This window comes from Lysinibacillus macroides, from assembly GCF_001281525.1.
In the GTDB taxonomy this organism is placed as follows: domain Bacteria; phylum Bacillota; class Bacilli; order Bacillales_A; family Planococcaceae; genus Lysinibacillus; species Lysinibacillus macroides.
Genome location: NZ_LGCI01000008.1, coordinates 112,131 through 129,898 on the forward strand (window position 1 = coordinate 112,131; position 17,768 = coordinate 129,898).

The window sequence follows — 17,768 nt, forward strand, 5'->3', positions numbered from 1 at the left end:
TTCTCTATATAGATTTTTGCATACGTATGCAATTATTTCATTTTTTGAAAATATGAGATTTTCGGAAGGAGAATAAGAAGAATGCAAATTTTAAAAGCAGGGAAATCACAAGAAGAGGTAAGTGCAAATGATTATAAAGTGTCACAAATTGTGGCAGAGGCAATTAAAGATGTAGAAACGCGAGGCGATAAAGCCGTGCGTGAATTATCAGAAAAATTTGATAAGTGGTCACCTGAATCATTTCGTCTGACTCAAGCACAAATTAATGAAATCGTTTCCAAAGTACCTGAGGATGTAATTAAGGATATTCAATTTGCTCAAAAAAATATTCGAGAATTTGCAGAAGCACAGCTTGCTTCTTTAAATGATGTGGAAGTAGAGAATATTCCAGGAGTGATTCTAGGTCATAAAAATATTCCTGTAAATAGTGTAGGCTGCTATATTCCTGGTGGACGTTATCCAATGGTGGCTTCTGCTCATATGAGTGTTTTAACAGCGAAAGTAGCAGGTGTAAAACGAGTGATTGCTTGTACACCACCGATTAATGGAGAAATTCCTCATGCAACAATTGCAGCAATGTCATTAGCTGGGGCAGATGAAATTTATTTATTAGGTGGCATTCAAGCAATGGCTGCAATGGCGATTGGAACGGAAACAATCCAATCTGTCGATATGATTGTTGGACCGGGTAATGCATTTGTAGCAGAGGCGAAACGTCAGCTATATGGACGTGTGGGAATCGATTTATTTGCTGGTCCAACTGAAACATTGGTAGTGGCAGATCATACAGCCGATGCAGAAATGGTGGCAACAGATATTTTAGGACAAGGTGAGCATGGACCAACATCACCAGGAGCACTTATCACAACATCAAAAGAGTTAGCTGAGGAGACAGTAAAGGAAATTGAGCGTCAACTGGAAACATTACCAACTGCTGATGTCGCTAGAGTTTCATGGGAAGATTATGGTCAAATTTTATTAGTGGACTCTATTGAGGAAGCGTGCATTGAAGCGGACCGTTTGGCATTTGAGCACGTTGAAATTTTAACGGAAGATCCAGATTATTTCCTTGAAAATATGACTAATTATGGATGTTTATTCTTAGGACCAGAAACAAATGTAGCATATGGTGATAAAGTAATTGGTACAAATCATACTTTACCAACAAAAGGAGCTGCTCGTTATACAGGTGGTTTATGGGTAGGTAAGTTCATCAAAACAGTTACTTATCAAAAGGTTACACCAGAAGCAAGTGCCTATATAGGGGAGTATGCTGCACGTTTATGCCAATTAGAGAATTTTGCAGGTCATGCAGAACAAGCGCTACTTCGTGTAAGAAGATACAGTAAAAAGTAAAACATCGCTGAGAGGACTGGGGGAAGTAGAATGTTAGGCATGATCGGTTTATTTGGTGGATTGACTTTGTTGATTTATTTGACAATGAAGGGGATGAACCTTCTGATTGCAGCACCGATAACAGCGATATTAGTTGGGATTTTAAATGGTTTGCCGTTATTTCCACAGCTAGCTGAAGAAGGTGCAGCCAACTTTTTAACGAACTATATGACAGGATTTACAGGCTTTATTGCATCTTGGTATTTAATGTTTTTAACAGGTGCAATATTTGGTAAAGTAATGGAGGATAGCGGAGCGGCTGATAGTGTATCGCAATGGATTGTAAATAAAATCGGTATGAAGCGAGCTGCTCTAGCAGTCGTGATTGCCTGTGCGGTATTAACATATGGCGGCGTTAGTTTATTTGTTGTGGCGTTTTCGGTCTATCCTATGGCACTGAGCCTGTTTAAACAGGCAGATTTGCCAAGACGCTTTATTCCAGCAGCTCTTGGCTTTGGTTCCACAACCTTTACAATGACTTCAGCAGGCTCACCAGAAATTCAAAACTGGATTCCCATTGAATTTTTAGGTACATCTCCATATGCGGGAGCAGAGGTCAGCTTTATCGTAGCAGTATTTATGATGGTATTTGGCTATTGGTGGTTAAAAAAGATGATTGCCAAAGCTGTAGCGAAGGGTGAACGCTTTGTTAGTAGAGAAACCGATCCTTCCGGTACGAATCGTACAGCATTACCAAATCCATTATTAAGTATGCTTCCATTATTAGTCGTATTGATTATTTCGTTTATTTTCCATGATTCGTTAGGCACTTCTGCGCTAATTATTGCGTTGACAGGCGGTATTATTTCGACATATATCATTAATCGAAAGTATTTCAAAAATATCGGTCAGGCTTTTGGAGAAGGGGCATTAGGCGCTGTTATTGCTATTGCTAATACAGCAGCAGTTGTAGGATTTGGTGGCGTAGTAAAAGCAACACCTGCCTTTGAAACAGCCGTAAACTTTATGACAGATATTCCTGGAAGCCCTCTTATTGGTGGCGCTTTAGCTGTTGCGGTAATTGCTGGTTTAACGGGTTCATCCTCAGGTGGACAGGCTATTGCTCTACCGTTATTAGCACCACACTATTTAGATTTAGGGGTTAATGCAGAGGCATTGCACAGAACAGTAGCTATTTCTTCAGGCTCACTTGATTCTCTACCTCAAGGTGGCTATGTTGTAACGACGATTCGTTCGATTGCAGGTGAAACTCATAAAGATGCATATCCTGCGTTTGGTGCATTAACTGTAGTAGTTCCGCTTTTAGGCGTTATTTTAGCAGTTATTTTATTTTCTATGGGTATAGGCATTTAAGTAATTAGGATAGAAGGCTGTCGGGAAAACAGGTGAACTCTGGCATTTCTCGGCAGCTATTTACACTTTTTTGACAGTGAATAATATCTAAAAATATTTGTTGGGCAAGTTGAAGTTTAGCTCAAAATTTCAAAAAAGAAAAGGAGTAATCAGTATGGAAACGATCTCAATTATTGGCTGTGGAACGATGGGGCATTCAATTGCATTGTCAGCGGCTTGGGCAGGTATGCAAGTAAAGATGCACGGGATGAATCAGCAAGATATTCATAATGCAAAAAAAGGATTGCAGCAAAAAATAAATGTATTATGTGCTAATGATATGTTGAAGAAGGAGGAAGCTAATCATATTCAACAAAATATTATTTTATCTGATCAGCTAGATGAAGTGATTATGCATGCTACGTTTATTATTGAAGCAATTCCAGAAATTTTGGATTTAAAAAAGGATATATATCAAAAAATTGAAAGCGTTATCAACGAAAATGTTGTGATTGCAAGCAATACCTCGGGTTTTAAGCCTAGCTTATTGGCAGAGAATATGCAGCACCCAGAACGACTAATTGTTACCCACTTTTGGAACCCTGCACATTTAATTCCTTTAGTTGAAGTAGTGAAAGGAGAGCAGACAAATTTAGCAACAGTAGAACGTGCTATGCAAGTTATGAAGGCAATGCACAAGCATCCTATCCTACTTCATAAAGAAATACTGGGTTTTATAGGAAATCGGCTTCAGTATGCGCTGTTTCGTGAGGCACAGTCGATTCTTGATGCAGGTGTAGCGACAAAAGAAGATATCGATGCAGCAGTTACGTATAGTATTGGAAGACGTCTACCAGTAACAGGTCCATTAATGACAGCAGATATGGGAGGTTTAGATGTATTCTCTGCTATTTCAAATTACTTATTTGAAGATTTAAGTACCGTATCACAATCAGGCACGGTGCTGACAAAGCTAGTGGATGAAGGAAAGCTTGGTGATAAAAGTGGTGAAGGCTTTTACACTTGGGATGCTGATTTTTCCGTACAGAAAAATACAGAACGTGAGCAAACATTAATTCATTTTTTGAAAAATGATCTAAAAATACGAGAGGAGAAGGAATAATGACGAACTTCTTTTCTGAACTAGCGGGCAAAACTGTTATTGTGACAGGGGGAAACAAAGGGATTGGCAAAGATATTGCCTTAACATTTGCGAAATTGAATGCGAATGTTGTCATTGCTGGACGTGATCAAGCAAGCCTCGATGCAACACTGCAAGAGTTACAGGTTTTTAATGACAGATGCTTAGCTGTGCAAGGTGATTTAAGCCAAGTTACTAATATTACATCATTGATAGAAAAGACTGCCGCGACATTTGATACAATAGATATATTAGTGAATAATGCAGGTGTTAACATTCCGAAGCCAGCTATGGAGGTAACAGAAAGTGATTGGGATACTGTGTTAAATTTGAACTTAAAGTCAGCCTTTTTCGCTAGCCAAGCAGCGGCAAAATATATGATGGCTCAAAAGAGCGGTAAAATTATTAATATTGCTTCACAAATGGCGTTTGTAGGCTATTATAAACGTGCTGCTTACTGCTCTAGTAAAGGTGGTCTTGTGCAACTAACAAAAGCATTGGCAGTGGAGTGGGCTCAATGCGGTATAAAAGTAAATGCTGTGGCACCAACATTTATTGAAACAGAGTTAACAGAAAAAATGTTTACAGACCAAGCCTTTAAAACGGATGTAGAAAAGCGAATTTTATTGGGAGAGCTTGCACAGCCGCAAGATATTTCAGGAGCTGTCTTGTATTTAGCATCAAATTTGGCGAATTTTGTGACAGGCGAAACAATTAAAGTAGATGGTGGCTGGACAGCTATTTAATTTAGTAGGTGAGGAGAGATGTTGTTATGAAGGGGAAGGTTTTATTTATTACTGGAGCAGCGAGAGGCATTGGCTTGGATATTGCTAAGGCATTTGTTGAAGCTGGAGCATACGTTGTTATTTCCGATTTAACGCAAGAAGCAGTAGATAATGCAGTTGCTCAGCTACAGGGACAGGCTAAAGGAATTGTTTGTGATGTTACAAAGGAAGCAGACATTGAGCATGCTATTAAATTTACTGTAGCTACTTTTGGACGTCTCGATATTTTAATTAACAACGCAGGTATGCAGCACATATCTATGATTGAGGATTTTCCTACAGAAAAATTTGAATTACTTGTAAAAATAATGTTAACTGCACCATTTATTGCAATGAAATATGCATTGCCACATATGAGAAATCAGCAATTTGGTCGAATTATTAATATGGCTTCGATTAATGGTGTTATTGGGTTTGCTGGAAAAGCAGCCTACAATTCAGCAAAGCATGGTGTAATCGGCTTAACAAAAGTCGCAGCTTTGGAAACTGCCACAGATTCAATTACTGTGAATGCAATTTGTCCAGGATATGTGGATACCGCACTTGTTAGAAATCAATTTGAAGATTTAGCCAAAACACGTCATATTAAAGTCGAACAAGTGCTAGAAGAAGTATTATACCCCCTTGTTCCACAAAAAAGATTACTGGATGTAAAGGAAATTACAGATTTAGCTCTTTATTTAGCGAGTGATTCTGCTAAAGGTATGACTGGTCAGGCAATTATTTTAGATGGTGGCTATACAGCACAATAAAAGTAATATGTAATACTGAAAAGAAAAAAGCTGTATTTGTGTTGTAGTAGAGTTTGCAGTATAGATGCAGTGAATTCTATTTGCGTCTATCCTTTTATTTTGGATACAGCTTTTTATCTTAAAATTAAGTAGGAGTTATTTAAAATACTTTCATTTTATAAAGTGTGTAGGTTAATAGTGAGGACAAGACGATTGGAATTAGCAATTTCAAGTCATACTCTAGCACTATATCATACATAGGCACTAATATTTTGGAGTCTTTAATTTAAGGCAACAACATCTATCTGAACTTAGCAATAAGAGGTTGTTACATAAAAAAATAACTGATAAAGTGCTAATTATAGTAAACTAAGTGCAGGCTACAAGGCTTGGATGAGGGGGATACATATGGAAAAAAATATAGCAACAATTCATACACTTGCTGTTGGTATGCCACAGGAGCTCCATTATGGCAATGGACGTACAGTAATAACAGGAATTAAAAAGCAGGCTGTACCTGAGGTTTATTTAGCAGCATGTGGCTTTGAGGGAGATGATGTGGCAGATAAAAAGCATCATGGTGGTCCAGATCGTGCTGTTTGTTTATATCCAGCAGAGCATTATCCTCAGTGGGAGCAGGAGCTTGGGAAAACATTGCCAGTAGCAGCATTTGGTGAGAACTTAACTGTAACCAATATGACCGAAGCGGATATTTGTATTGGTGATATTTATAAAATCGGTGAAACAGTGATTCAAATCACTCAGGGACGTGTGCCGTGTAGCACGATTGATAAATATACAGAGGCAAATATTTTATTGAAGCGTTTAATTGAAACAGGTTATACAGGCTTTCTTGCACGTGTGCTGGAAGAAGGAACAATATATGCGGATTCACCAATTGAGCTTATCGAAAAAGATCCTGCGCGTATTTCAGTGTTGTATTGTAATGAAGTGTATTTCCAAAATAAAGATGCTGAGGCGATGCAGCGAATTTTAGCTGTAGATGCACTAGCGGATGAATGGAAACAAAAATTAGCTAAAAGAATTCAAGTATTACAAAGCCGTGTAGCAAAATAAAACAAGCCTTATAAAACAACCTGAACTATCATGTGAAATGCTTATTTAGTGTTTGATAATGGTTCAGGTTTATTTTTATATTAGACAATCTCCGTTAGTAAGAACTTAATAAGCGCTGATGGTAAAAAGTGTGTAGGAAGAAATTGTAGAGATAGAAGGCAAATTCACACTATCAGAGGATGTAATGACAAATAGGTAAAAGGCTTTATTAATTAATAGATTGTCCATGAGAAATAATGACAAAGCAATCTATCCATTTTATTTTGTAGTGGATGATGAATATTGATTTTGATACATATTTACAAGGCCTTATAACAACGCTTGTTATATAGTAAAGTAAGAGATTACATTTTGGAGGTATAAATGGCTAAAGAACATGATGCAAAATTTTGTTGCAAAGAATGGGTAATTGAGTTGTATGCTCCAGCAACTGTAGAAGATATTCAAAAAGTTGAACGAAAGCTGCAAAGGGTGTTGCCAAAAGTATATAAAGAGTTTTTGTATATATCTAACGGTATGCTTGGTAATTTAGCAAAGGTATATTCAACAGATGAGCTAATTGAAATGAATAAAGCTTATGAAGTGCAGGGTTATGCGGCTAATTTTATTTCTATTGGTAATGATCACGGTGGTTATCAGCTTTTAATGGAGGCTACAGCAGAGGCAGTTCATTTCCAATTGGTAAGTGATGGATATGGTGTTCCTAGCGAAAATGATGTAACCGATAATTTTCTTTTGTGGTTGAATAGTAATGAAGGGAACCCTTGGAGAAATGAAAAGGGGCTATAGGGAGAATGGTTTTGCTCTATAGCCCGCTATTCTTCTCTTAAGGCCCTATCCATTTCCAATTGCAATTCTTTTTCAATTTCCCGCATGGCTGTTATCCTGTTGTCTAAATATTCCAATGTACATTGTTCTTCATCACAATAAATTTGCAGCTTTGCTCCAGCAGTTATTAAGTCTGCTAATAGCTGTCTAAAGCGAGCTGTATGGTCGATGTTTAGTAAATCATCTACAACATCATAGGCATACAAATCATGGTGGATAACATAATTTTTGCTTTCAATATTGCTTTTAATAATAGTCATTGGTAGCGTATTGTTAAATTTTCGAATAAGGGTAATGTATTTTACAATATTTTTGTCGCGCTCGATTTTGATTTGTACGATACTCATCTGCTTCAACTCCTTGTATAAAGGACTTTGTTGTTTTGTAAAGAGAGGTCAATTTCGATTAGTTTTTTGATTTGAAGAAAACGGCTGTCTATCTCAGCAATTTCAATTCTGGCACCATATATTGTGTAGGCAACAAAATAAGCTGAACCTTCAAAAAAACAATCTCCAGTGTGGTCATACATAGGTTGTGATATTTCATAGACAATTTCCTGAATATCTTCAAACGGCAGATTGAAAAACGCTGCAATTTCTTTCATGGTCCATTCCTCCTTTTATTTGATTTTAGCATATATGTTAAACTAAAATTATATAAAAGGTTTGCCATAAAAAGGAGTGGGAATGATGCGAGAAAGCTGGCGTAAACAAGCGATTGCAGATCTCTTAAATGAATATCATTTAGCAGGAGAGAACGAACTGGAAGCAATTTTACTAGAGCATGTCCAAGTTTCGTTACAGTTTACTCTTGTGGATAAGGAAAATTATAAGCAGGTTGGCAGTAGCCGTATAGCTGGTTGTCCTGATTTACCACCATCTATCGACTGGCCTTGTACTGAGGATGGGGAAGCTTATACTTTTCTTGCACAAATTAATTTAAGTGAATTGCCATTTTTACCTTCAGATCATTGGCCATCATCAGGGATGCTTTATTTCTTTTTAGGTATGGATGAACCCGCCTATGATGTTGATCATCAAGTTATTTATTATAATGGGGATTTAACGAATTTAGCTTTGACAAAGTTGCCAGAAGGGGTAGAAGAAGTCAATGCTGATGAGCGTGATTTCGTTTCTTATCAAATTATATGGCAACCTCATTTATCATTGCCTGATGTAGGAGAAGAATTGGATGTGCTGTTTGAGAAGTATGAGGATGTTTATACAGAAATATATGGTGTTAGTGACGCGCTTGCTGGAGGGCTGCAAACCTGGGCTGGAGAAACGCAGCTTGACGCTTATTTATGTCGAAATGGGATGAGTGAACGATTATTTAAGTATCAGGAGCATACGGATGATCATCGACAAGCAGCAAAAAGTTGGCAAATGCTATTCTCATTATCTTCTTTAAGTGATGTGAATATGTGCTGGTGGGATGCTGGATATTTGGAGTTTTTAATTGATGTTAAAGATTTAAAGGAAGGTCGTTTTAATAATACGTATCTTAATTTAGCAACAAGTTAATAGGCAGGGCGTGTCAGGAAAGTTATTTTGTGACACGCCCTTTTTTCGTATTTTTCTCAAACAAGAGGAATGTTTATAGAGGAGGTTAGGCAAATTTATTATTAAAATAAAAAAGTTTTTTACGAACTTTGTGGTGAAAAAATCAAATAATGTTCGGAAATAAGTTGAAAAATGAAAAGTGAGGTGATATATTATTGAATGTAAATTAAATAATGTCGTCGTATAATAGCGGGAATAGGCTCGCAAGTTTCTACCAAATCACCGTAATGATTTGACTACGATGTAAGTAAATTTGTATTGTACGCTCATACATAATACTTTATTCGTAGGCATGTCAGTTGGAGACATGTCTTTTTAATTGCTTTTATTTCTTATAATTATAGACGACTATATGGGGGAACAATTCACAATGAAAAAGTATTTCGAGTTTGATAAACTTGGAACGAATTATCGAAGAGAGATTCTTGGAGGATTCACAACATTTTTAGCGATGGCTTATATTCTAGTCGTTAACCCATTAACATTAACGCTTGCAGATGTAGCTGATTTACCAGAGGCACTTCGCATGAACTACGGGGCAGTATTTGTAGCGACAGCAGTTGCGGCAGCTATCGGTTCGTTTATTATGGGGATATTGGCAAAATATCCGTTAGCATTAGCACCAGGGCTTGGTTTAAACGCATTTTTCGCTTACACAGTTATTTTAACAAATGGCAGCCCATGGCAACATGCATTAGCAGCGGTATTTGTATCAGGTGTATTTTTCCTCATTTTAACGTTAACAGGCTTACGTGAAAAATTAATTAATGCTATTCCAATGGAGCTAAAATTAGCTGTTGGTGCGGGTATTGGTTTATTTATCGCATTTATTGGTTTAAAAAATGCAGGTATCGTTATAGCAAATCCAGCAACATTTGTAGGGGTTGGTAATTTAACAGACCCAGAAGTATTATTAGCGATTTTTGGTATTATTATTACAGTTATTTTCTTAGTTCGTGGTGTGAAGGCCGGTGTATTTTTAGGGATGGCCATCACTGCGATAGCAGGGATGATTTTCGGTTTAGTTGATTTACCAGAGAAAGTTTTTGCAATGCCACCATCAATTGAACCAACATTCGGTGCACTTTTCTCAGCATTTGGTGATGCAGAATTCTATACATTATCAATGCTATCAGTTATCTTAACGTTCTTGTTTGTTGATTTCTTTGATAACGCAGGTACATTAATGGCTGTCGCAAACCAAGCAGGCTTCGTTAAAGATAATAAATTACCACGTGCAGGAAGAGCATTGATTTCTGACTCAATTGCAACAATCGTAGGTTCTATTTTCGGTACATCAACCATTACTTCATTTGTTGAGTCTTCATCTGGTGTGGCAGCAGGTGCTCGTACAGGCTTTGCTTCAATTGTAACAGGTATATTGTTCTTACTATCTTTATTCTTTTTACCATTACTAAGTGTGGTTACATCTGCAGTAACAGCTCCAGCTTTAATCGTTGTAGGTGTATTGATGGTTGCCTCACTAGGTAAAATTGATTGGGAGAAATTTGAGGTAGCTGTACCCGCATTCTTCACAATGTTAATGATGCCATTAACATTTTCTATTGCAACAGGTGTCGCAATTGGTTTTGTATTTTACCCATTAACGATGGTTGTTAAAGGTCGTGCAAAGGATGTTCATCCGATTATGTATGTATTCGGTTTAATTTTCCTATTGTATCTTGCAACAGCAACACATTAGGTAATGATATAAAGCTATTCAGACGAGAAATCGTTTGAATGGCTTTTTTTGATAGATGGGTTTTTACGTTCAATAGGCAATAACTTAATCTGTAGAAAAGCAGAATGACAGGTACAGAATAAATCATTCACTTTAAATAGCTAATAAGAAATAATTTCTGAGGCTAGAAGAGTTACTTTATTTGTACACGCTGCTACACAAAACAATTGCTGAAATAAATAAAATAATTTACATTATTATAGGTAGAAACTCAATTTTTATAGTAGATATTAAAATCTGAATATTTTTTCTTTAAATAAACTCTTGCAATTTAAAGCACTATAGGTGTATATTAATAAACGTTGTTGCGAAACAAGCAAAAGATAAAAGGTTATTGACAAATTAAAATAACTATTTTATAATTTAAAACAATCGCTTAAGAAAATAGCAATTATGAACCTTGAAAACTGAACAAGCAAAGCGTAATCAATAACGTTTTAAGTAGCTAGCTTTGGCTAGTGAACAAAACAAAAATTTTGGACATCAAAATGGATGCCAGCAAAACAATTTGAGCGAATCAAATTTCTTTTTATGGAGAGTTTGATCCTGGCTCAGGACGAACGCTGGCGGCGTGCCTAATACATGCAAGTCGAGCGAACAGAGAAGGAGCTTGCTCCTTCGACGTTAGCGGCGGACGGGTGAGTAACACGTGGGCAACCTACCCTATAGTTTGGGATAACTCCGGGAAACCGGGGCTAATACCGAATAATCTCTTTCACTTCATGGTGAAAGACTGAAAGACGGTTTTGGCTGTCGCTATAGGATGGGCCCGCGGCGCATTAGCTAGTTGGTGAGGTAATGGCTCACCAAGGCGACGATGCGTAGCCGACCTGAGAGGGTGATCGGCCACACTGGGACTGAGACACGGCCCAGACTCCTACGGGAGGCAGCAGTAGGGAATCTTCCACAATGGGCGAAAGCCTGATGGAGCAACGCCGCGTGAGTGAAGAAGGTTTTCGGATCGTAAAACTCTGTTGTAAGGGAAGAACAAGTACAGTAGTAACTGGCTGTACCTTGACGGTACCTTATTAGAAAGCCACGGCTAACTACGTGCCAGCAGCCGCGGTAATACGTAGGTGGCAAGCGTTGTCCGGAATTATTGGGCGTAAAGCGCGCGCAGGCGGTCCTTTAAGTCTGATGTGAAAGCCCACGGCTCAACCGTGGAGGGTCATTGGAAACTGGGGGACTTGAGTGCAGAAGAGGAAAGTGGAATTCCAAGTGTAGCGGTGAAATGCGTAGAGATTTGGAGGAACACCAGTGGCGAAGGCGACTTTCTGGTCTGTAACTGACGCTGAGGCGCGAAAGCGTGGGGAGCAAACAGGATTAGATACCCTGGTAGTCCACGCCGTAAACGATGAGTGCTAAGTGTTAGGGGGTTTCCGCCCCTTAGTGCTGCAGCTAACGCATTAAGCACTCCGCCTGGGGAGTACGGTCGCAAGACTGAAACTCAAAGGAATTGACGGGGGCCCGCACAAGCGGTGGAGCATGTGGTTTAATTCGAAGCAACGCGAAGAACCTTACCAGGTCTTGACATCCCGTTGACCACTGTAGAGATATAGTTTCCCCTTCGGGGGCAACGGTGACAGGTGGTGCATGGTTGTCGTCAGCTCGTGTCGTGAGATGTTGGGTTAAGTCCCGCAACGAGCGCAACCCTTGATCTTAGTTGCCATCATTTAGTTGGGCACTCTAAGGTGACTGCCGGTGACAAACCGGAGGAAGGTGGGGATGACGTCAAATCATCATGCCCCTTATGACCTGGGCTACACACGTGCTACAATGGACGATACAAACGGTTGCCAACTCGCGAGAGGGAGCTAATCCGATAAAGTCGTTCTCAGTTCGGATTGTAGGCTGCAACTCGCCTACATGAAGCCGGAATCGCTAGTAATCGCGGATCAGCATGCCGCGGTGAATACGTTCCCGGGCCTTGTACACACCGCCCGTCACACCACGAGAGTTTGTAACACCCGAAGTCGGTGAGGTAACCTTTTGGAGCCAGCCGCCGAAGGTGGGATAGATGATTGGGGTGAAGTCGTAACAAGGTAGCCGTATCGGAAGGTGCGGCTGGATCACCTCCTTTCTAAGGATATTTACGGAATGTTTCGTCTAGGACGAAGCAATGATTACGTTTTGCTGTTCAGTTTTGAAGGTTCATTCTTTCGAATGAAAGACTTCATATATGTGCTCCTGTCGCTACACTTTCGTCGCAAAGCTGCGAAGAAGTAGAAGCAGGCAGTAGCTTTGTTCTTTGAAAACTGGATAAAACGACATTGAAATTGTAACAAACACATTTATTTTTAAGTTTTTTTATAGGCTTAATAACTTGGTTAAGTTATTAAGGGCGCACGGCGAATGCCTTGGCACTAGGAGCCGATGAAGGACGGCACTAACACCGATATGCTTCGGGGAGCTGTAAGTGAGCTTTGATCCGGAGATTTCCGAATGGGGGAACCCACTACGTTTAATCGCGTAGGATCTTGACGTGAATTCATAGCGTCTCGAAGGCAGACCCAGGGAACTGAAACATCTAAGTACCTGGAGGAAGAGAAAGAAAAATCGATTCCCTGAGTAGCGGCGAGCGAAACGGGAAGAGCCCAAACCAAGAGGCTTGCCTCTTGGGGTTGTAGGACACTCTATACGGAGTTACAAAAGAGCGAGTTAGATGAAGCGACTTGGAAAGGTCCGCCAGAGCAGGTAACAGCCCTGTAGTCGAAAGTTCGTTCTCTCCAGAGTGGATCCTGAGTACGGCGGAACACGTGAAATTCCGTCGGAATCCGGGAGGACCATCTCCCAAGGCTAAATACTACCTAGTGACCGATAGTGAACCAGTACCGTGAGGGAAAGGTGAAAAGCACCCCGGGAGGGGAGTGAAAGAGATCCTGAAACCGTGTGCCTACAAGTAGTTAGAGCCCGTTAATGGGTGATAGCGTGCCTTTTGTAGAATGAACCGGCGAGTTACGATTACGTGCAAGGTTAAGCTGTAGAAGGCGGAGCCGCAGCGAAAGCGAGTCTGAATAGGGCGAAGTAGTACGTGGTCGTAGACCCGAAACCAGGTGATCTACCCATGTCCAGGGTGAAGGTAAGGTAACACTTACTGGAGGCCCGAACCCACGCACGTTGAAAAGTGCGGGGATGAGGTGTGGGTAGCGGAGAAATTCCAATCGAACCTGGAGATAGCTGGTTCTCTCCGAAATAGCTTTAGGGCTAGCCTCGTGATGAGAATACTGGAGGTAGAGCACTGTTTGGACGAGGGGGCCATCCCGGTTTACCGAATTCAGACAAACTCCGAATGCCAGATATTTATACACGGGAGTCAGACTGCGAGTGATAAGATCCGTAGTCAAAAGGGAAACAGCCCAGACCACCAGCTAAGGTCCCAAAGTAATCGTTAAGTGGAAAAGGATGTGGCGTTGCACAGACAACCAGGATGTTGGCTTAGAAGCAGCCATCATTTAAAGAGTGCGTAATAGCTCACTGGTCGAGTGACGCTGCGCCGAAAATGTATCGGGGCTAAACGATTCACCGAAGCTGTGGATTGACATCTACGATGTCAGTGGTAGGAGAGCGTTCTAAGGGCGTTGAAGTCAGACCGGAAGGACTGGTGGAGCGCTTAGAAGTGAGAATGCCGGTATGAGTAGCGAAAGACGGGTGAGAATCCCGTCCACCGTATGACTAAGGTTTCCTGAGGAAGGCTCGTCCGCTCAGGGTTAGTCGGGACCTAAGCCGAGGCCGACAGGCGTAGGCGATGGACAACAGGTTGATATTCCTGTACCACCTCCTCACCGTTTGAGAAATGGGGGGACGCAGGAGGATAGGGTAAGCGCGCTGTTGGATATGCGCGTCCAAGCAGGAAGGCGTGTGTGTAGGCAAATCCGCACACTGTAACGCCAAGCTGTGATGGCGAGTCCGTATGGACGAAGTTCCTGATTTCACACTGCCAAGAAAAGCCTCTATCGAGGTGAGAGGTGCCCGTACCGCAAACCGACACAGGTAGTCGAGGAGAGAATCCTAAGGTGTGCGAGAGAACTCTCGTTAAGGAACTCGGCAAAATGACCCCGTAACTTCGGGAGAAGGGGTGCTCTGATAGGGTGAAAGCCCGAGAGAGCCGCAGTGAATAGGCCCAGGCGACTGTTTAGCAAAAACACAGGTCTCTGCAAAACCGTAAGGTGACGTATAGGGGCTGACGCCTGCCCGGTGCTGGAAGGTTAAGAGGAGTGGTTAGCGCAAGCGAAGCTGCGAATTGAAGCCCCAGTAAACGGCGGCCGTAACTATAACGGTCCTAAGGTAGCGAAATTCCTTGTCGGGTAAGTTCCGACCCGCACGAAAGGCGTAACGATCTGGGCACTGTCTCAACGAGAGACTCGGTGAAATTATAGTACCTGTGAAGATGCAGGTTACCCGCGACAGGACGGAAAGACCCCGTGGAGCTTTACTGTAGCCTGATATTGAATTTTGGTACAACTTGTACAGGATAGGTAGGAGCCAGAGATCTCGGAGCGCCAGCTTCGAAGGAGGCGTCGGTGGGATACTACCCTGGTTGTATTGAAATTCTAACCCATGCCCCTTAGCGGGGCAGGAGACAGTGTCAGGCGGACAGTTTGACTGGGGCGGTCGCCTCCTAAAAGGTAACGGAGGCGCCCAAAGGTTCCCTCAGAATGGTTGGAAATCATTCGTAGAGTGTAAAGGCACAAGGGAGCTTGACTGCGAGACCTACAAGTCGAGCAGGGTCGAAAGACGGGCTTAGTGATCCGGTGGTTCCGCATGGAAGGGCCATCGCTCAACGGATAAAAGCTACCCCGGGGATAACAGGCTTATCTCCCCCAAGAGTCCACATCGACGGGGAGGTTTGGCACCTCGATGTCGGCTCATCGCATCCTGGGGCTGTAGTCGGTCCCAAGGGTTGGGCTGTTCGCCCATTAAAGCGGTACGCGAGCTGGGTTCAGAACGTCGTGAGACAGTTCGGTCCCTATCCGTCGTGGGCGTAGGAAATTTGAGAGGAGCTGTCCTTAGTACGAGAGGACCGGGATGGACACACCGCTGGTGTACCAGTTGTCTTGCCAAAGGCATCGCTGGGTAGCTATGTGTGGACGGGATAAGTGCTGAAAGCATCTAAGCATGAAGCCCCCCTCAAGATGAGATTTCCCATTACGCAAGTAAGTAAGATCCCTCAAAGACGATGAGGTAGATAGGTTCGAGGTGGAAGTGTGGCGACACATGGAGCTGACGAATACTAATCGATCGAGGACTTAACCAACATAATTGTTACAGTCAATGCACCGTTTATCCAGTTTTGAAAGAATAAGAAAATTTTTAAAAAAACTTGCAATTATAGCTGAATATGTTATAATAATTCTTGTCTTTTAAAAAGTCTAGTGATAATGGCAAAGAGGTCACACCCGTTCCCATCCCGAACACGGAAGTTAAGCTCTTTCGCGCCGATGGTAGTTGGGGGCTTCCCCCTGTGAGAGTAGGACATCGCTAGGCAATTAAAAAAACCATGGATTTATTCCATGGCTTTTTTTGTGCAAGTACATAATTTTATCCCTTTACATAGCAGTTCTATAATATTTTTTTGCAATAATGAGCAAAAAAAAAGCATCTTCGATTGAAATTTGGGTTTAGTCACCTAAACTTCAATTAGGAGGTGCTTTTTCTATGAGTACAAAAGTGAGTTATCCATATGAACTAAAAATGAAGGCCATTGAGATGTGACTAGCAGGTATACCAAATCGAGCACGACTGGAAACATGGGTATGGATGCGTTGGTATAAAAATGGGGAAACCCATCGATTGAAATAACCTGTAGGTAAATAATATACGTTCCCTAAAGGCCCTGAGTATGAAAGTGAATAAGCAAAATTAGAAGCTGAAAACCGTTATTTAAAGCAATAGATTGAGATCTTAAAAAAGTACGCAGAGTTGGTGAAGTAGCTGTACAGTTAGTCGAGGCATTCCGAGAAAGGATGTGCGTAAAAGATATATGTACACATTTATCGCAGCTAATTTATATAATTGTGATTTTGAAGCACCCCACCTTTACAAAAGCTTGTTACCAATAAGCTATAAAAGGAAAGGTATTACCATAGACATGTCCCGTAAAGGTACACCTGCTAGGTAATGCTCCTATTGAATTACTTCATTCTACATGAAAGTCTGAAACGTTTTACTTAGACAATTTGAAACGTACTACGACGGTTATCGTAGAACAAACTGTCAAAAACTAAATAAATGATTATAACTATATCCGAATACAAGCGAAATTAAACAACCAGTCATCAGCTCCGTACCGACAACTGCTTTTTTGTTCCTTGATCATATGTTTACGATTATCGAAGACCATTAGCTATATACAAAATTCTTTTTAAACTAAATTAATTGAAAATTATGGATGTTTAGGTATTACTCAGTCTAATCCTAAGTTAATCTAAGTTTTTCATTAATCTCTTATCCTTCTGTTAAAATTATCGACTTTGAAATGCTGCATTTATTTTTAATATCTATCATTAGCTCTCTGTTTATGGCATGAATAGAATAGACAGACCAAATCTATTTTTATCAGTAAAAGTTAATGGACTGTATGTTCCTAATTAGCACTATTTCTAAAATAGTAACTCAATAATACGCTAAATAAAATGTTACAATTATATATAACAAATACTACTAAAGGTACTGTCAATATTTTTGTGTAAATGACGATTCACCCGTTCAAGGGAACTCATCACCTGTGTATTCAATTGTACTTGTTCGAAGTGTTGATTTGAGTGTGTAGGAAAGGGCTAGCCCTTTCCTACACACTCAAATTTCGCGCTGGCGCGTCCCGGTCTAGTTTGCCGGTTCGTGCAGCTGCTCAAACATTTCTTCTAGCTTTGCACGGGCCTGATTGAAGCCGATGTGGCAGCGTGTGGCGAAACGTTGATTATAGTCTTCGAACTGCGTCACTAAAAAGCGCTCCAACGATTCTTCGTTCGGGAACTGTTCCTTGCGCTTTGTATATTTTTTGATTTGCTTATTGAACGACTCGATTAAATTCGTCGAGTAGATGCTTCGCCAAATCGCCTTGGGAAAGCCGTAAAACGTCAGTAAATACGGGTTTTCGAGTAAGCCTTGTGCGACTTTTTTATACGATTTGCCCCATTTTTCGCAGAACGTCTCGAGCGCTTTTTTCGCTGCTTCAGCGTTCTTTGCCTGGTGAATCGTTTTAAAATCCTCGCACAC

12 protein-coding genes, 3 rRNA genes and 1 riboswitch are annotated in these 17,768 nt (G+C 40.8%); of the genes, 12 read left to right on the forward strand and 3 right to left on the reverse strand.

Translation table 11 applies throughout. The features are described 5' to 3' along the window. Nucleotides 1-81: 81 nt before the first annotated feature. From hisD to ADM90_RS12665, 7 genes are all read left to right on the forward strand, one after another. Nucleotides 82-1,356, forward strand: a complete 1,275-nt coding sequence (gene hisD, locus ADM90_RS12635; protein WP_053995356.1) for a histidinol dehydrogenase — start codon at nucleotides 82-84, stop codon at nucleotides 1,354-1,356. 30 nt (nucleotides 1,357-1,386) lie between these two features. After that, entirely contained in the window at nucleotides 1,387-2,709 is a 1,323-nt protein-coding gene (locus tag ADM90_RS12640) for a GntP family permease (RefSeq protein ID WP_053995357.1), read from the forward strand. Nucleotides 2,710-2,863: 154 nt separating this feature from the next. After that, nucleotides 2,864-3,811, forward strand: a complete 948-nt coding sequence (locus ADM90_RS12645; protein ID WP_053995358.1) for a 3-hydroxyacyl-CoA dehydrogenase family protein — start codon at nucleotides 2,864-2,866, stop codon at nucleotides 3,809-3,811. Further along, nucleotides 3,811-4,575, forward strand: coding sequence for an SDR family NAD(P)-dependent oxidoreductase (locus tag ADM90_RS12650; RefSeq protein WP_053995359.1), 765 nt, complete (start codon nucleotides 3,811-3,813; stop codon nucleotides 4,573-4,575). The genes ADM90_RS12645 and ADM90_RS12650 overlap by 1 nt, the downstream gene beginning before the upstream one ends. A gap of 26 nt (nucleotides 4,576-4,601) precedes the next feature. Then, nucleotides 4,602-5,366, forward strand: coding sequence for a 3-hydroxybutyrate dehydrogenase (locus tag ADM90_RS12655; protein ID WP_053995360.1), 765 nt, complete (start codon nucleotides 4,602-4,604; stop codon nucleotides 5,364-5,366). 387 nt (nucleotides 5,367-5,753) lie between these two features. After that, nucleotides 5,754-6,422 carry an MOSC domain-containing protein gene (locus ADM90_RS12660; RefSeq protein WP_053995361.1) on the forward strand — a complete coding sequence of 223 codons (669 nt, stop codon included), beginning with the start codon at nucleotides 5,754-5,756 and terminating at the stop codon, nucleotides 6,420-6,422. A 363-nt stretch (nucleotides 6,423-6,785) separates the two neighbouring features. Next, nucleotides 6,786-7,211 carry an SMI1/KNR4 family protein gene (locus ADM90_RS12665; RefSeq protein ID WP_053995362.1) on the forward strand — a complete coding sequence of 142 codons (426 nt, stop codon included), beginning with the start codon at nucleotides 6,786-6,788 and terminating at the stop codon, nucleotides 7,209-7,211. A 26-nt stretch (nucleotides 7,212-7,237) separates the two neighbouring features. Here ADM90_RS12665 and ADM90_RS12670 read toward each other — a convergent pair whose 3' ends face one another. Together ADM90_RS12670 and ADM90_RS12675 are read right to left on the reverse strand one after the other, a co-directional pair. Beyond that, the gene (locus ADM90_RS12670) at nucleotides 7,238-7,597 is read right to left on the reverse strand and encodes a hypothetical protein (RefSeq protein WP_053995363.1); all 360 of its coding nucleotides are present in this window, start codon (nucleotides 7,595-7,597) and stop codon (nucleotides 7,238-7,240) included. Nucleotides 7,598-7,602: 5 nt separating this feature from the next. Further along, entirely contained in the window at nucleotides 7,603-7,854 is a 252-nt protein-coding gene (locus ADM90_RS12675) for a hypothetical protein (RefSeq protein WP_053995364.1), read from the reverse strand. Between the two features lie 85 nt (nucleotides 7,855-7,939). Here ADM90_RS12675 and ADM90_RS12680 point away from each other — a divergent pair, with 85 nt between their 5' ends. The 5 genes from ADM90_RS12680 (at nucleotide 7,940) to rrf (ending at nucleotide 16,037) form a co-directional block, all read left to right on the forward strand. After that, the gene (locus ADM90_RS12680) at nucleotides 7,940-8,773 is read left to right on the forward strand and encodes a YwqG family protein (protein ID WP_053995365.1); all 834 of its coding nucleotides are present in this window, start codon (nucleotides 7,940-7,942) and stop codon (nucleotides 8,771-8,773) included. A gap of 198 nt (nucleotides 8,774-8,971) precedes the next feature. Further along, nucleotides 8,972-9,071, forward strand: a riboswitch (purine riboswitch). 111 nt (nucleotides 9,072-9,182) lie between these two features. Next, a complete protein-coding gene (locus tag ADM90_RS12685; protein ID WP_053995366.1) occupies nucleotides 9,183-10,514 on the forward strand; it encodes an NCS2 family permease in 1,332 nt (443 codons plus the stop codon). Between the two features lie 567 nt (nucleotides 10,515-11,081). Further along, nucleotides 11,082-12,633 (forward strand): 16S ribosomal RNA (locus ADM90_RS12690). Nucleotides 12,634-12,878: 245 nt separating this feature from the next. Next, nucleotides 12,879-15,807, forward strand: a 23S ribosomal RNA gene (locus tag ADM90_RS12695). 114 nt (nucleotides 15,808-15,921) lie between these two features. Next, nucleotides 15,922-16,037, forward strand: a 5S ribosomal RNA gene (rrf, locus tag ADM90_RS12700). Together the 16S, 23S and 5S rRNA genes form the textbook arrangement of a ribosomal RNA operon. 1,338 nt (nucleotides 16,038-17,375) lie before the next feature. Here rrf and ADM90_RS12705 read toward each other — a convergent pair. Beyond that, a partial coding sequence (locus tag ADM90_RS12705; protein WP_200908556.1) for a transposase occupies nucleotides 17,376-17,768 on the reverse strand: 393 nt, incomplete at its 5' end.

What these genes read in the sequence shown, in the direction of transcription:
- hisD (WP_053995356.1), top strand. Translation starts at nt 82, where the DNA reads ATGCAAATTTTAAAAGCAGGGAAATCACAAGAAGAGGTAAGTGCAAAT.
- ADM90_RS12640 (WP_053995357.1), top strand. Translation starts at nt 1,387, where the DNA reads ATGTTAGGCATGATCGGTTTATTTGGTGGATTGACTTTGTTGATTTAT.
- ADM90_RS12645 (WP_053995358.1), top strand. Translation starts at nt 2,864, where the DNA reads ATGGAAACGATCTCAATTATTGGCTGTGGAACGATGGGGCATTCAATT.
- ADM90_RS12650 (WP_053995359.1), top strand. Translation starts at nt 3,811, where the DNA reads ATGACGAACTTCTTTTCTGAACTAGCGGGCAAAACTGTTATTGTGACA.
- ADM90_RS12655 (WP_053995360.1), top strand. Translation starts at nt 4,602, where the DNA reads ATGAAGGGGAAGGTTTTATTTATTACTGGAGCAGCGAGAGGCATTGGC.
- ADM90_RS12660 (WP_053995361.1), top strand. Translation starts at nt 5,754, where the DNA reads ATGGAAAAAAATATAGCAACAATTCATACACTTGCTGTTGGTATGCCA.
- ADM90_RS12665 (WP_053995362.1), top strand. Translation starts at nt 6,786, where the DNA reads ATGGCTAAAGAACATGATGCAAAATTTTGTTGCAAAGAATGGGTAATT.
- ADM90_RS12670 (WP_053995363.1), bottom strand. Translation starts at nt 7,597, where the DNA reads ATGAGTATCGTACAAATCAAAATCGAGCGCGACAAAAATATTGTAAAA.
- ADM90_RS12675 (WP_053995364.1), bottom strand. Translation starts at nt 7,854, where the DNA reads ATGAAAGAAATTGCAGCGTTTTTCAATCTGCCGTTTGAAGATATTCAG.
- ADM90_RS12680 (WP_053995365.1), top strand. Translation starts at nt 7,940, where the DNA reads ATGCGAGAAAGCTGGCGTAAACAAGCGATTGCAGATCTCTTAAATGAA.
- ADM90_RS12685 (WP_053995366.1), top strand. Translation starts at nt 9,183, where the DNA reads ATGAAAAAGTATTTCGAGTTTGATAAACTTGGAACGAATTATCGAAGA.